Below are 12909 nucleotides of genomic sequence, written 5' to 3' on the forward strand. Positions count from 1 at the left end.
CGCGCCAGGGCGGCCGGATTCCGCTCCTGCCGGGCCCTCCTCGCGGGGCACCGGCTCGTCCACAAGCGATCACGGAAGGGGGGTGGTTAGCATGGCGGGGTTGACGAAACCGACGGACGGGGGCCTTCACGACCATGGGACGTGATTCCTCGGGGCTCCCCGCGGCGCCCCCGAGCGCGCTGCGGCAGCGGCTGAGCCGCCTGGCGCGTGAGGCCGCCAAGTTCGGCGCGGTGGGCGGCGCGGGTCTGCTGGTCAACCTCGGCGTGTTCAACCTGGTACGCCACGTCACCGATCTCCCGGTGGTGCGGGCCAGCGTGATCGCGACGATCGTGGCGATCGCCTTCAACTACGTCGGTTTCCGCTACTTCACCTACCGGGACCGCGACAAGAGCGGCCGCACCCGCGAGATGTCCCTGTTCCTCCTGTTCAGCGCGGCCGGCCTGGTCATCGAGAACGGTGTGCTGTACGCCGCGACGTACGGCTTCGGCTGGGACAGCCCGCTGCAGAGCAACATCTTCAAGTTCCTCGGCATCGGCGTGGCGACCCTGTTCCGCTTCTGGTCCTACCGGACGTGGGTGTTCCGGGCGCTGCCCGGCCCCGAGCCCGTCTCCCGCGCCGAATCGTTCCTGGAGACCGAGCGGGCCCGGGACCGCGAGCGGGCCGCACGGCAGCGGGCGCGCGTATAGCCGCGTCGCAGCGCCCGCGCGTATAGCCGCGCCTCAGCGGACCGTGGGCTCCTCGTCCTCCTGCTTCTTCACCGCCGTACGCGACAGGAACAGGCCGAAGACCGGCGGCGACGCCTGGAGCATCTCCAGCCGGCCGCCGTCCGCCTCCGCCAGGTCGCGGGCGACCGCCAGGCCGATGCCCGTGGAGTTGCGGCCGCTGATGGCCCGCTCGAAGATACGGGCGCCCAGGTCGGCCGGAACGCCGGGGCCCTCGTCGGTGACCTCGATGACCGCCTGGTTGCCGGTGACGCGGGTGCGCAGCGCGACCGTGCCACCGCCGTGCATCAGCGAGTTCTCGATCAGCGCCGCCAGCACCTGGGCCACCGCGCCCGGTGTGCCCACCGCCTTCAGATGCCGCTTGCCGGAGCTGACGATGGCGCGCCCCGCCTGGCGGTAGGCCGGGCGCCACTCGGCGAGCTGCTGCTGGATGACCTCGTCGAGGTCGAAGGTGACGGCGGAGCCGGTGCGCGGGTCGCGGGAGTTGGTCAGCAGCCGCTCCACCACGTCCGTGAGGCGTTCCACCTGGGTCAGCGCGATGGTCGCCTCCTCCTTCACCGTGTCCAGGTCGTCGGTGAGGGTGATCTCCTCCAGCCGCATCGACAGCGCGGTCAGCGGGGTGCGCAGCTGGTGGGAGGCGTCGGCGGCGAGCCGGCGCTCGGCGGTGAGCATCCGCGCGATGCGCTCGGCGGAGGCGTCCAGCACATCGGCGACCCGGTCCAGCTCCGGGACGCCGTACCGCTTGCGCTTGGGCCGCGGGTCGCCGGAGCCGAGGCGTTCGGCGGTCTCGGCGAGGTCGGTGAGCGGCGAGGCGAGCCGGTCGGCCTGGCGCAGCGCCAGCAGCACCGCGGCGACCACGGCGAGCAGCGCCACCGCGCCGATGATCAGCAGGGTCCGGCCGACCTCCCGGAACACCGCCGAGCGCGGCTCCTGGACGGTGACCGTCTCGCGCTGGTCGCCGGTGCGGGTGGCCTGGATGACATCGCCGTCCGGCTTCTCGCCGATCTCGATGGGTGCCTGGCCGGGGATGCGGATGACGGCGTACTGGTCGCCGCCGAGCTGGTCGCCGAGGATGTCGACGGTGATCTTCTCGGCCGCGAGGATCCGGCTGTCCACGATGCTGGCCAGCCGGACCGCCTCGGACTCCACCCGCTCCTGGGCGCTGTCGCTGATGGTCCGCGTCTCGACGATGACGAGGGAGACGCCGAACACGGCGATCACGACGAGCACCACGGCGAGCGTGGACTGGATCAGTCGGCGGCGCATCTTTTCTTACTTCTGTCGGGAGCCCTGGATCTGCCGGGAGCCCTGGGCTCAGCTCTTCTCGAAGCGGAAGCCCACGCCGCGGACCGTCGCGATGTACCGGGGGTTGGCGGCGTCGTCGCCGAGCTTCTTGCGCAGCCAGGAGATGTGCATGTCGAGGGTCTTGGTGGACGACCACCAGGTGGTGTCCCAGACCTCGCGCATCAGCTGGTCGCGGGTGACGACCCGCCCGGCGTCCCGGACCAGCACCCGCAGCAGGTCGAACTCCTTCGCGGTGAGCTGGAGCTCCTCCTCGCCCATCCAGGCGCGGTGCGACTCGACGTCGATGCGCACCCCGTGGGTGGCGGGCGGCTGCTGGGGTTCGGCGGAGCCGCGCCGCAGCAGGGCCCGGACGCGGGCCAGCAGCTCGGCGAGCCGGAAGGGCTTGGTGACGTAGTCGTCGGCCCCGGCGTCCAGGCCGACGACGGTGTCCACCTCGTCGGCCCGCGCGGTGAGGATCAGGATGGGCACGGTGTGACCCTCGGCACGCAGCCGGCGGGCCACCTCCAGGCCGTCCATGCCGGGCAGGCCGAGGTCCAGCACGACCAGGTCGACGCCGCCCTGCATTCCCGCGTCCAGCGCGGTGGGTCCGTCCTCACGCACCTCGACCTCGTAACCCTCCCGGCGCAGTGCGCGCGCCAGCGGTTCCGAGATGGACGCGTCGTCCTCGGCGAGCAGTACACGGGTCATGAGCTGATGGTAGTCCGAGCGTGACAGGCCGCGGGGTGTGATCGCGGCCTTGCTTCTTACCGGTCTCTCGCCTGGCTCTTACCTTGGTACGGACCTGCATCTGCGAGGTGCGATCCTAGGAGGGACCTTCGAAAGCGGTCCTGTGGTTCCCGCGACACCTGTGATCCGCGTCTCAAGTCCTTTCATATCAGGCAGTGTCCTGCCGTATGGTGATTGGACGCCTGTAGTACGCAGGGACCTTCGGCGCCGTCTTGACGCTGAAGGTCTCTTTTGTGTGCGGGTTGGTCTAGACCAGCCTTGAAGGAATGACCTGTGGCCGGGCATCGCGCGCAGTGACGCACGCGAGGCGTGGATCCCGGTGGACGCCGTCCACCGCTCCGTGATCCGGAGCGGACACCCTCGTGGGCGTGAGGGCGGACGTGTCGACCCGCCGGTGCCGGCCGTCCCCCACCGGGCGCGCAACGCTCCAACCGCGCGTCCCGACCAGCAAGGAACGACCATGGCGTCCAGCCTGACGAAGGACTCGGCCCGACCGGGCACCCCCGGCACCGAGAAGACCTTCTTCGGCCACCCCCGCGGACTGGCCACTCTCTTCATGACCGAGATGTGGGAGCGGTTCTCCTACTACGGCATGAGGGCACTGCTTCCCCTCTACCTGGTCGCCCCGGCGGGGCTCGGCCTGGACGCCGGTACGGCGATCGCCATCTACTCCGTCTACGTCTCGACGGTGTACCTGCTGGCGATGCCGGGCGGCTGGTTCGGCGACCGCGTCTGGGGTCCCCGCAAGACGGTCGCCATCGCGGGCTCGGTCATCATGGCCGGCCACCTGGTCCTGGCGCTGCCCACCTCGGGCACCTTCTACTTCGGCCTGCTGCTGGTGGCCATCGGCTCCGGCCTGCTGAAGTCCAACATCTCGACCATGGTGGGCCACCTCTACGACGGCCCGAACGACCCGCGCCGCGACGGCGGCTTCACGGTCTTCTACATGGGCATCAACCTCGGTGCCTTCGCCGCGCCGCTGATCATCGGCACCGTCGGCCAGAAGGTCAACTGGCACCTCGGCTTCGCGCTGGCCGCGCTCGGCATGGCGCTGGGCCTGGCCCAGTTCCTGATCGGCAGCCGCCACCTGGCCGACCGCTCCAGCGTCGTCCCGAAGCCGCTGAGCACCGACGAGCGCAACAGCACACTGCGCAAGGCCATGATCTGGATGCTGATCGCGGCCGTCTTCTACACGATCGTCGTCGCCACCGGCCACTACACCCTGAACTGGGTGATGGTCCCGCTGATGGTCATCGGCCTGGTCGTCCCGATCACCGTCCTGGCGCGCATCAAGCGCGACAAGGAGCTGACCGGCGTCGAGCAGTCCAAGGTCTCCGGCTACATCTGGTTCTTCGTCGCCGCGGCCGTCTTCTGGATGATCTACGACCAGGGCGGCTCGACCCTGTCGATCTTCGCTGACAAGCACGTCGACAACCACGTCTTCGGCTGGGAGTTCCCGGTCTCCTGGTTCCAGTCGGTCAACCCCGTGCTGGTCATGGCGCTCGCCCCGGTCTTCGCCACCATCTGGCTGGCCCTCGCCCGCAGCGGCAAGGAGCCGAGCACGATCGTCAAGTTCGCGGGCGGTCTGGTCCTGGTCGGCATCTCCTTCTTCGTCTTCCTGCTGCCGCTGGTGGCGGCGGACGGCGGCAAGGTCTCGCCGTGGTGGATCGTGCTGATCTACTTCTGCCAGACGACCGGTGAGCTGATGCTCTCCCCGGTGGGTCTGTCGGTGACCACGAAGATGGCCCCGGCCAAGTACGCCTCGCAGATGATGGGTGTCTGGTTCCTCGCGGTCACCGCGGGCGACGCCGTCACCGGTCTGCTCTCCACCTACGGCGTCGACCTCAACAAGACCGGCGTCGTGGCCGCCGAGGCCGCCCTCGCGGTGCTCGCCGGTGTCGCGGTCTGGATGTACCGCAAGAACGTCAAGCAGCTCATGGGCGACGTCCGCTGACGTAGCTCCCGCGCTCCCGTAGGGCCACCGCATCACGCGATGCGGTGGCCCTACGGGTTTCTCAGGGCGTCCGGTTCTCAGGGCGTCCGGCGTCCCGGCAGGAGCGTCAGCAGGCCGCCGCCCAGGAGGGTGACCGTGCCGGCGACCAGGGCGAGGGCCTTGAGGGTGGCGTGGTCGTCGGAGCCGGTGTCGGCGAGGCCGCCGCCGGTGCCACCGGTGCCGCCGGTCGTCGAGCCGCCCCCGCTCGTGGAGCCGCCGCTGCTCGACGAGCCGCCTGCCGCGCCGCCCGGCTGTTCGGTGGTGTCCAGGGTCAGGGAGACCTCCGTCTTCTCCGGGGTGCAGGTCGTGGTGGTGCCCAGGGCCTTGATCGTGAGGACGCCCGGGGACAGCGTGGACTCGCCGCTCGCGCCCGGCTTGTACGTGCCCTTCAGATCGGGGATCTCGATCGGGTCGCCCGCCTTGATCGGCTCGCTGTTCGTGGGGCCCTCCACATGGACCGTGCCCTGGTCCGCCCCGCCGAGCACCACCTCCATCGACGGCTTCACGGAGTCCTTCGGGATGTCGGCCGGGCTGTCCATCACGGACTTCTTGAAGCGGACGGTGAGGTCGTAGCTTCCGCCGTTCTTCCTCGCGTCGATCTGCACGGGCGAGGTCGCGTTCCGGTCGCCGATGGGTGTCTTGCAGGCGTAGGGGACCTGGACCTCCTTGCCGGTGAAGTCGGTCTGTCCGCCGCCGCCTGTCTCCGAGGGGCTGGGGGACGGGGTGGGGGTCGCCGTCGGGGTGGGGCTCGGCGTGGGGGTGGGGGTGGGGGTGGGGGTGGGGGTCGGCGTGCCGGGGTCTCCTCCGCCCGCCGTCACCTTGATCGTCGCCGCCGGTTTCACCGTCTCCTTCGGCGTGCACTTGGTGTCCGTCGAGATCGGCCTGTTCACGTTGATGTTGTACGCGTCCGGCGTCAGCGTCACCTCGCCCGCCGCCGTCAGCTTCAGCTTCCCCTTCATGTCGGAGAGCTTCATGTCGCTGTTCTTGGGGATGGGCGGATTCTGCCGCGGCCCGGTCATCGCGACGTCCCCGGTCTGCGCCCCGGCCGCCTTCAGGACGCCGGTCGGCTGGACCGTGTCCTTCTCCAGGTCGAGGATGTCGGGGTTCTTGGACGCCGCCTGCACGAACTTCCAGACGATCTCCACCTCGTCGCCGACCTTCGCCTCGGCGGGCGCGCTGATCTCGACCGTCGTGGTGCCCCGCACCGGCGGCAGCCCGGAGATCGCCGGCGGCACGCACTCGGTCGCGTACGACACCTCCGCGGCCTGCGCGGGCCCGGCGGCGACCGCGCCCAGCAGGACGGCCGCGCCGGTCGCCCCCATGACTCTGCTTGCTCTCCTTCGCGTACTCACGTGGGTCCCTTTCTGAGAGGACTCGTCGGACTGTCGTCGTGCGGTGCGGAGAGCCGGCCGGCCGGGCCCGGAGCGGAGTCCGGGGTGAACCACGGCAGGGATGAGGTGGTGGGGGGCGGATGCTCGGGAGCCTGACGATCCGTCATTCCCGGCAAGCGCAGGGGAAGTCGAGGCCGTCGGCCGCTCCGGGCCCGGACCGGCGCGGCGCCGCCCGGCCGCGGCGGCCTGACCCGGTCCACGACCGCCATCCCGGCGCGGAACACCGCCGCCGGCACGACCAGGCAGACCAGGACCCAGAACAGCGTCACGCCCCAGGGCCGCCCCACGCCCCAGGGCTGTTCGGCGAGGACCTTCCCGCCGTACTTCAGGGAGACCGTGTAGTCGCCGTGCGCCCCGGCCGCCAGCTCGACGGGCAGGGCGACGCGGGCCTTCTTCCCGGGCGCGACGGTGCCGCGCCAGGGCCGTTCCTCCCACTGCGGGGCGAACACGCCGTGCGAGGTGCCGATCTGGAAGACGGGGTCGCGCACCGGCTCGGTGCCGACATTGCCCACGGTGAAGACGAGAGTCCGCGCGGGCGGCGCCCCGAACCAGGTGAGCAGGCCGCTCGCCCCGTCGAGCCGGGTGTCGCTGAGCACCGCGAGGCGTCCGCCCGCCGGCGCGTCGGGCAGCGGCTCGACCGCGTGCCCGGCGACCTGGAAGACCGCGTCGGCCTGCGCCCGGGGCCCGGTCACCGTCGCCACGTGCACCACGCACGGGCACGGCACCGGCGGCTCGGCGACCGGCAGCTTGGTGCGGAACCGGCCCTCGGCGTCGGTGGTGACGGCCCGGCCGTCGCCGTTGGCGCAGGAGTCGGTGCCGCCGACGACGCCCCGGGCCGGCACGGACTGCCCGCAGATCAGCAGCATCAGCAGCGCCCGCGCCCGCCAGCCCTCGCCGCTGACGGTGACCGAACCGCCGGTCCCCGCCTGCGACGCGGACAGTTCGACCGTGGGCCGCCCCTCGGCCGCCGCCCGGTCCGCGAAGGGAACCAGCAGCAGTGCGAGCACCGCGGCCACCGCCGCGATCCGCCTCTTCACGTCACCGCTCCCGTCCCGCTCGACTCGGCTTCGGCCGGGGGGACCGTCCGGACGTACGGCGCTTCCGCCGCCACGATCCGCCTTCACGTCACCACCGCTCCCCTCACGCTCGACTCGGCCTCACCGCCGGGCTGCCCCGACGTACGGGACCTGCGTCGTCGTACGACCGCCACGGCCGCAGCGACGGCCCCCGCCCCGACCGCCGACACCCCCGCCACCACACCCCACGGCACGAACCGCGCCGACGCCCGGCCGGTGTCCCGCGCGCCGCCCGCCGCGGTCACGGTCAGCCGTACGTCGACGGCGTCCAGGGCCGGCCGGTCGGGCCACGGTTCGCTCAGCCGGATGCGGCGGCCGGGCGGGACCTCGACGGGCAGGGTGCGCGGGGCGCGGTCCAGGAGCCGGCCGAAGACGCCGTCCGCGCGGACCGCGAGTCGCGGGACGAGCACGGTCGTACCCCGGTTGACCAGCTCGTACGTGATCCGGTCGGCGCGTACGGAGACCCGCTCGACGGTCAGCGCGGCCAACTGCGGCACGGTGACGCGCAGGTGGAGGCCGACCCGCCGCACGGTGCCGTCCGCGTCACGCGCGACGATCTCGGCCGCGCGGTCCCGGGGCGGGACGGTCACCGTGAAGGGCACGTCCGCGCGGGTGCGGGCGGGGATCCGTACGGTCGGCTCCGCGAAGGTGACGCCGGGGCCGCGCAGCCGTACGGTGACCGGCCCGGACCCGCGGTTGGTCACGGACACCGTGTCCCGCAGTGCACGGCCGGGCGCGCCCTCGGCGTAGAACGACGGCCGGCCGCCGCCGGAGGGGGCGAGGGACCACCCGTCGGCGGCGGACGCGGGCGGGGCGGCGCCGAGCAGGACCAGGAGGGCGCCGCACAGGACGCGGACGGCTGAGGACATCGGCGGCTCCAGCGGTCGAAGGGCCCTCAGCGGCGTACGCGGACCGTCTGGTTCCGCCTGGTCAGCCACAGCGCGCCCGCCGCGCCCGCGAGCAGGACCGTGCCGCCGAGGGTGGCGAGGGCGATCGCGGAGTCCTCGGGCCCGGTCTGCGGGAGTTCCCCGCCCTTTCCGCCACCGGATCCGTCGCCGCTCTGCGGGGCGCCGCCGCCCGCCGCCGTCACGTCGAGGGTGAGGGACGGGCCGGGGTCGTTGGTGGGGGTGCAGGTGGTCGTCGTACCGAGCGCCTTGATGGTGAGCACGCCCGCGGTGAAGGTGACCTTGCCGGTCTCCTTCGGGGTGTACGTGCCGCTCAGGTCGCTGATCTTGATGGGGGTGTCGGCGGGGATGGCTTCCTGGTTGGCGGGGCCGGAGACCTTCAGGCTGCCGCTGTCGGCGCCGCCCAGCTCGATGGTGGCACTGGGGTTCATCGCGCCCTTGCCGAGTTCGACGGGGCTGGAGGAGACGCCCTTCTGCCAGGACATGGTGATCTTGTAGCCGCCGCCGCTCTTGACGCCCTTGATGTCGATGGGCGAGACGGCGCTCTTGTCCCCGATGGGCGTCTTGCAGGCGTAGTTCACGTCGACGACCTCGGCCCGGGCCGTCGGGGCGGCCACCAGCACCGCCGAGCCGGCCAGGGCCGCGGCGGACGCCAGCGCGGCGGATCGCTTCCGGTACGACACGGTCGACACCGTCCCCTCATGACTGACGGCACATCAGATCGGGCCGTCAAGGTACGCCCGGGGGCGTGAGGAGGGAAGACTGAGGGTGTGTCAGAAATGTGCGGGGTCGAGCCTCCGCGCTACGCCGGTGCGCCCAGCTCCGCCCAGACCGTCTTGCCGGCGACCCCCGGCGTGCGCACGACCCCCCAGTCCAGGCACAGCCGCTGCACGATGAACATCCCGTGCCCGCCGGGCCGCCCCGCGCGGTGCGGGGTGCGCGGCGCGGGCTGGCCCGCGCCCCGGTCGGAGACCTCGATCCGGATCACCTTGTTGTCACAGGCGATCCACATCTCGTCCGGACCCTCGGCGTGCAGGCAGGCGTTGGTGACCAGCTCGGAGACGACGAGCAGCACGTCCTCCGCCGCGGCTCGCCGGTCCGCGCTCGCGGCCGGCAGCCAGCCCCAGGCGTACAGCGCCTGGCGGGCGAAATCGCGGGCCATCGGCACGACCCCGGCCGCACCGGCCAGGCTCAGCCTGCGAACCTGACGCCCCTGCGACGAGACGGGCACGTCCCCCTCCGGGCCCCCTTCTGACGCCCCGGAAGCGCCGCTGGGCTCCGGGCCGCGGTCGCCCGGCGGGTAGGGCCGGGTGGTGCTCATCAGCGCTTCACCTCACCGATTCACCAGTTCACGATTCAAGAGTTCCTTACGAGCGCCGAACCAGAATGTCTCCTGCCCGAGCGGACCGGAGGGACACCCCCTCTTTTCGGCACGCGCCCGTTTCGGCACATCCCGGACACCCCGGGCCCCGGCCGGACGCGTTCAGCGCCGTCAGCCGGCGTCGCCCTCGCCCGCCAGGGCGGCCTCGAGGGTGTCGTGGACGGTGAAGACCGCCTCCGCGCCGGTGATCTCGAAGACGCGCGCCACCACGGACTGCATCGCGGCCAGGTGCACTCCGCCGCCCGCGGCCTCCGCCTTCAGGCGGGCGCCGAGCAGCACGTTCAGCCCGGTGGAGTCACAGAACTCCAGTCGTGAGCAGTCCACGACCAGCCTGCTGAAGCCCTTGGCGAGGCACTCCTCGAGTGGTTCGCGCAACAGATCGGCGGTGTGGTGATCGAGCTCACCCGCCGGAGTCACAACGGCACTGGAGCCCGCTTCCCGCACCTCCACCAGAAGCCGGCCCGACTGTGCGCTGCCGACCGTCCCGTGGTCCATGCCGTCTCTCTCCCGAGGTCGTGGCTGCTGACTGTCGCCCTCGAACACTACGCCTTCCTCACACGGTTCGACAGCCGACCATCCACGCAAAAACGGACATACTACCACAGAACGCACTTGCGGTCAGTTCGGGATAGCGGGTAGGGCTAGTAAGGACACGTAATCGACACGGCCGGCTTTGGAGGCGCCGCACACCGCAGTGCACGTAACTGGCTTCGGCAGCCATATGCCGAGAACGATGGAGGACATCATGTCACCCCGGCTCGACGCCTCGCATACCCATCAGGCGACGTCGACACCCCCTCCGGAACATCTGGATCCCATCGCACCCGACGGCGTCGCCGCAGACGCCCTCACCGGACTCCCGGAGATCCCCCCGTACGACGAAGTGGCCCCCGAGGACGCCCGGGCCCTGTCCAAGACCCTCTTCGAGCGGCTGGAGTCGCTGGAGGAAGGCACCCACGAATACGCGTACGTCCGCAACACGCTCGTCGAACTCAACCTCGCGCTGGTCAAGTTCGCCGCCTCCCGGTTCCGCTCCCGCAGCGAACCCATGGAGGACATCATCCAGGTCGGCACCATCGGCCTGATCAAGGCGATCGACCGGTTCGAACTCAGCCGCGGCGTCGAGTTCCCCACCTTCGCGATGCCGACCATCATCGGCGAGATCAAGCGGTTCTTCCGCGACACCTCGTGGTCCGTCCGCGTACCGCGCCGACTCCAGGAACTCCGGCTCGACCTGGCCAAGGCCGGCGACGAGCTGGCCCAGCAGCTGGACCGCGCCCCGACCGTCGCCGAACTGGCCGACCGGCTCGGCATCTCGCACGACGAGGTCGTCGAGGGCATGGCCGCGTCCAACGCGTACACCGCCTCCTCACTGGACGCCCAGCCCGAGGAGGACGACAGCGAGGGCGCGCTCGCGGACCGCATCGGCTACGAGGACCACGGGCTCGAAGGCGTCGAGTACGTCGAGTCGTTGAAGCCGCTGATCGCCGAACTCCCGCCCCGGGACCGGAAGATCCTCTCCCTGCGCTTCGTCGTCGGCATGACCCAGTCGGAGATCGGGGACGAACTGGGGATCTCGCAGATGCATGTGTCGCGGCTGCTGTCGCGAACACTGGGGCGGTTGCGCAAGGGGCTGACCGTCGAGGAGTGACACCTCCTCCGCGCGGTCGGGGACCAACGCCTCTTCCGCGCGGTCGGGGACCAACACCTCTTCCACGCGGTCCGGTTACCCGCGGAAACTCTTTCCCCACGGGCCCCCTTCCTCCACTATGAGCCGTCATACCCGCCGGTAGCTCAGCACACCGGCGGGTCGGACGGCTGCGAGGAGGCGGGGGATGGGACGGGTCGACCAGGACGACGGTCACGGTCCCGGAATCCACGCGGGGGCGTCCGACGCACGGCTCATGGAGCTGCTGCGCGGCGACTCCGCGAGCGCGTACCCGGCCCTCCGGGAACTGCGCGCCCGGCACCAGGAGTCCGCCCTCGCCTACGCCCGGCTCTGCGCTGCGGGCGAGTCGACGGCCCGTCAACTCGCCGCGCAGACCTTCACCGTGGCCGTGCGCGAGGCGTCCCGCGGCAGCGGCCCCGCCCTGCCGTGGCGGCACCGGCTCCTGCTGCTGACCGCCCGGCTGGCCGGGGAGTGGGCCGCCGGTGAACGCTCCGCCGGACTCGACCCCGGACTGCTGCTGGTCCAGCGCATGGCGGGTCCCGGCGGCCCGGTCCCGCCCCTGCTCGACGCGTACCGCTCGCTGCCGCCCCGCACCCGGGGCATCCTCTGGTACGCGGTCGTCGAGCAGGAGGACGACGAGACGACCGCGACCCTGCTCGGCGTCTCCCGCCAGGAGGTGACCTACGGCAGGGACGCGGCCCTCACGGAGATGGGCCGCGCCTGTCTGGACGCCCGCCTCGCCGCCTCCGACGACCCGCGCTGCCGGGCGTTCCGGCGGCTCATCGAGGAGTCCGTACGACCGCCCGTGCCCCGCCGCAGCCGCGACCTGGACGCCCACCGGGCGGTGTGCGCGCACTGCGCGACGGCCTACGAGGAACTGTCCAACCTGCGCGACGTGCCCGCCACGGCACTGGCGGAGGGGCTGTTGCCCTGGGCGGGGACGGCGTACGCCACGCGCGGGCGGGACTCCGCCGCCCCGGCCGCGGCACCGTCCTGGCCGCCGTCCCGCCGCCGTCTGGCACTGACCTCGGCCGCCCTCGGCGTGGCCCTGGCACCGCTGCTGCTCGTCCTCCTGCTGTCGCCGGACGACAACGGTGCGGAGAACACGGCCAGTTCCCGGACCCAGACGGGCACCCCGCCCCTCCCGGCCGCTCCCCCGCCGGTGACGGTCACGGCCACCGCGACGCAGACGGTGACCCCCACCCCCACCGCGTCACCGACCCCCACGCGCCGGGCGACTCCGTCGCGCACTCCGAAGCCGAAACCGAAACCGACGCCGAAGCCCACACCGCCCCCGGTCCGTCCCCCGGGCAGCTCCTACGCCCAGGTGGTGAACGCCTCCTCCGGGCTCTGCCTGGACATCCGCGACGGCGTCATGGCGAACGGCACCGACGTCATCACGGTCCCGTGCGGCGCCTCCTCCCCCACCCAGATCTGGCGGGTCGACGCCGGCCGGGGGCTGGTGCAGTCGGCCGCCGATCCGGAGTACTGCCTGGACAGCCGGGGCTCGACCTACCGGGGCGTGGGCATCTGGACCTGCTCCTCGGTGGACGGGCCCAACGGCCGGAACCTGCGGTTCGCGGTGGACGGACACGGGGTGATCCGCCCGGCGATCGCTCCGGGTCACGCGGTCACCCCGGTCGGCGGCGGGAGCGTGGCGCTGCTGCCGGAGGCGGGGCGGGCGGACCAACGGTGGCGCGCCGGTTCCTGACCGGTCAGACCACTCGGGTGCCGCGCCGAT

The 12909-nt window shown here is 72.0% G+C and carries 12 protein-coding genes; 4 read left to right on the plus strand and 8 right to left on the minus strand.

Annotated elements, in window-relative coordinates:
• Nucleotides 1–134 precede the first annotated feature (134 nt).
• Nucleotides 135–686, plus strand: coding sequence for a GtrA family protein (locus ACZ42A_RS10715; RefSeq protein ID WP_468526817.1), 552 nt, complete (start codon nt 135–137; stop codon nt 684–686).
• Nucleotides 687–719: 33 nt separating this feature from the next.
• Here the strand turns inward: ACZ42A_RS10715 and ACZ42A_RS10720 are convergent, their stop codons facing one another.
• Complete coding sequence (locus tag ACZ42A_RS10720; RefSeq protein WP_468526818.1) at nt 720–1988, minus strand: ATP-binding protein; 1269 nt, start codon at nt 1986–1988, stop codon at nt 720–722.
• Nucleotides 1989–2036: 48 nt separating this feature from the next.
• Entirely contained in the window at nt 2037–2714 is a 678-nt protein-coding gene (locus tag ACZ42A_RS10725; RefSeq protein WP_468526819.1) for a response regulator transcription factor, read from the minus strand.
• 499 nt (nt 2715–3213) lie between these two features.
• Here ACZ42A_RS10725 and ACZ42A_RS10730 point away from each other — a divergent pair, with 499 nt between their 5' ends.
• Nucleotides 3214–4707 carry an oligopeptide:H+ symporter gene (locus ACZ42A_RS10730; RefSeq protein ID WP_468526820.1) on the plus strand — a complete coding sequence of 498 codons (1494 nt, stop codon included), beginning with the start codon at nt 3214–3216 and terminating at the stop codon, nt 4705–4707.
• Between the two features lie 77 nt (nt 4708–4784).
• On the opposite strand, the gene ACZ42A_RS10735 is transcribed toward ACZ42A_RS10730, so the two are convergent.
• The 6 genes from ACZ42A_RS10735 to ACZ42A_RS10760 all read right to left on the minus strand — a co-directional run bounded on the left by ACZ42A_RS10735 (nt 4785) and on the right by ACZ42A_RS10760 (nt 9994).
• Nucleotides 4785–6068 carry a hypothetical protein gene (locus ACZ42A_RS10735; RefSeq protein ID WP_468526821.1) on the minus strand — a complete coding sequence of 428 codons (1284 nt, stop codon included), beginning with the start codon at nt 6066–6068 and terminating at the stop codon, nt 4785–4787.
• A 26-nt stretch (nt 6069–6094) separates the two neighbouring features.
• Nucleotides 6095–7174 (minus strand): hypothetical protein, encoded by a 1080-nt coding sequence (locus ACZ42A_RS10740; protein ID WP_468526822.1) that lies wholly within the window; start codon nt 7172–7174, stop codon nt 6095–6097.
• An 83-nt stretch (nt 7175–7257) separates the two neighbouring features.
• Nucleotides 7258–8082 (minus strand): hypothetical protein, encoded by an 825-nt coding sequence (locus ACZ42A_RS10745; protein WP_468526823.1) that lies wholly within the window; start codon nt 8080–8082, stop codon nt 7258–7260.
• A gap of 26 nt (nt 8083–8108) precedes the next feature.
• Nucleotides 8109–8801: an LPXTG cell wall anchor domain-containing protein gene (locus tag ACZ42A_RS10750; protein WP_468526824.1), complete on the minus strand. Its 693-nt coding sequence runs from the start codon at nt 8799–8801 to the stop codon at nt 8109–8111.
• Between the two features lie 119 nt (nt 8802–8920).
• The gene (locus tag ACZ42A_RS10755) at nt 8921–9439 is read right to left on the minus strand and encodes an ATP-binding protein (protein ID WP_468526825.1); all 519 of its coding nucleotides are present in this window, start codon (nt 9437–9439) and stop codon (nt 8921–8923) included.
• A 171-nt stretch (nt 9440–9610) separates the two neighbouring features.
• Nucleotides 9611–9994, minus strand: coding sequence for an STAS domain-containing protein (locus ACZ42A_RS10760; protein ID WP_468526826.1), 384 nt, complete (start codon nt 9992–9994; stop codon nt 9611–9613).
• 238 nt (nt 9995–10232) lie between these two features.
• On the opposite strand from ACZ42A_RS10760, the gene ACZ42A_RS10765 reads away from it, so the two are divergent.
• Entirely contained in the window at nt 10233–11150 is a 918-nt protein-coding gene (locus tag ACZ42A_RS10765) for an RNA polymerase sigma factor SigF (protein WP_468526827.1), read from the plus strand.
• A 184-nt stretch (nt 11151–11334) separates the two neighbouring features.
• Nucleotides 11335–12879 (plus strand): ricin-type beta-trefoil lectin domain protein, encoded by a 1545-nt coding sequence (locus tag ACZ42A_RS10770; RefSeq protein WP_468526828.1) that lies wholly within the window; start codon nt 11335–11337, stop codon nt 12877–12879.
• Nucleotides 12880–12909: the final 30 nt, after the last annotated feature.

It is taken from the genome of Streptomyces sp. NPDC030838 (assembly GCF_055572035.1).

Bases quoted from the DNA above. Each gene is read 5' to 3' on its own strand.
- ACZ42A_RS10715 (WP_468526817.1), top strand. From the start codon at position 135: ATGGGACGTGATTCCTCGGGGCTCCCCGCGGCGCCCCCGAGCGCGCTG.
- ACZ42A_RS10720 (WP_468526818.1), bottom strand. From the start codon at position 1,988: ATGCGCCGCCGACTGATCCAGTCCACGCTCGCCGTGGTGCTCGTCGTG.
- ACZ42A_RS10725 (WP_468526819.1), bottom strand. From the start codon at position 2,714: ATGACCCGTGTACTGCTCGCCGAGGACGACGCGTCCATCTCGGAACCG.
- ACZ42A_RS10730 (WP_468526820.1), top strand. From the start codon at position 3,214: ATGGCGTCCAGCCTGACGAAGGACTCGGCCCGACCGGGCACCCCCGGC.
- ACZ42A_RS10735 (WP_468526821.1), bottom strand. From the start codon at position 6,068: ATGGGGGCGACCGGCGCGGCCGTCCTGCTGGGCGCGGTCGCCGCCGGG.
- ACZ42A_RS10745 (WP_468526823.1), bottom strand. From the start codon at position 8,082: ATGTCCTCAGCCGTCCGCGTCCTGTGCGGCGCCCTCCTGGTCCTGCTC.
- ACZ42A_RS10755 (WP_468526825.1), bottom strand. From the start codon at position 9,439: ATGAGCACCACCCGGCCCTACCCGCCGGGCGACCGCGGCCCGGAGCCC.
- ACZ42A_RS10760 (WP_468526826.1), bottom strand. From the start codon at position 9,994: ATGGACCACGGGACGGTCGGCAGCGCACAGTCGGGCCGGCTTCTGGTG.
- ACZ42A_RS10765 (WP_468526827.1), top strand. From the start codon at position 10,233: ATGGAGGACATCATGTCACCCCGGCTCGACGCCTCGCATACCCATCAG.
- ACZ42A_RS10770 (WP_468526828.1), top strand. From the start codon at position 11,335: ATGGGACGGGTCGACCAGGACGACGGTCACGGTCCCGGAATCCACGCG.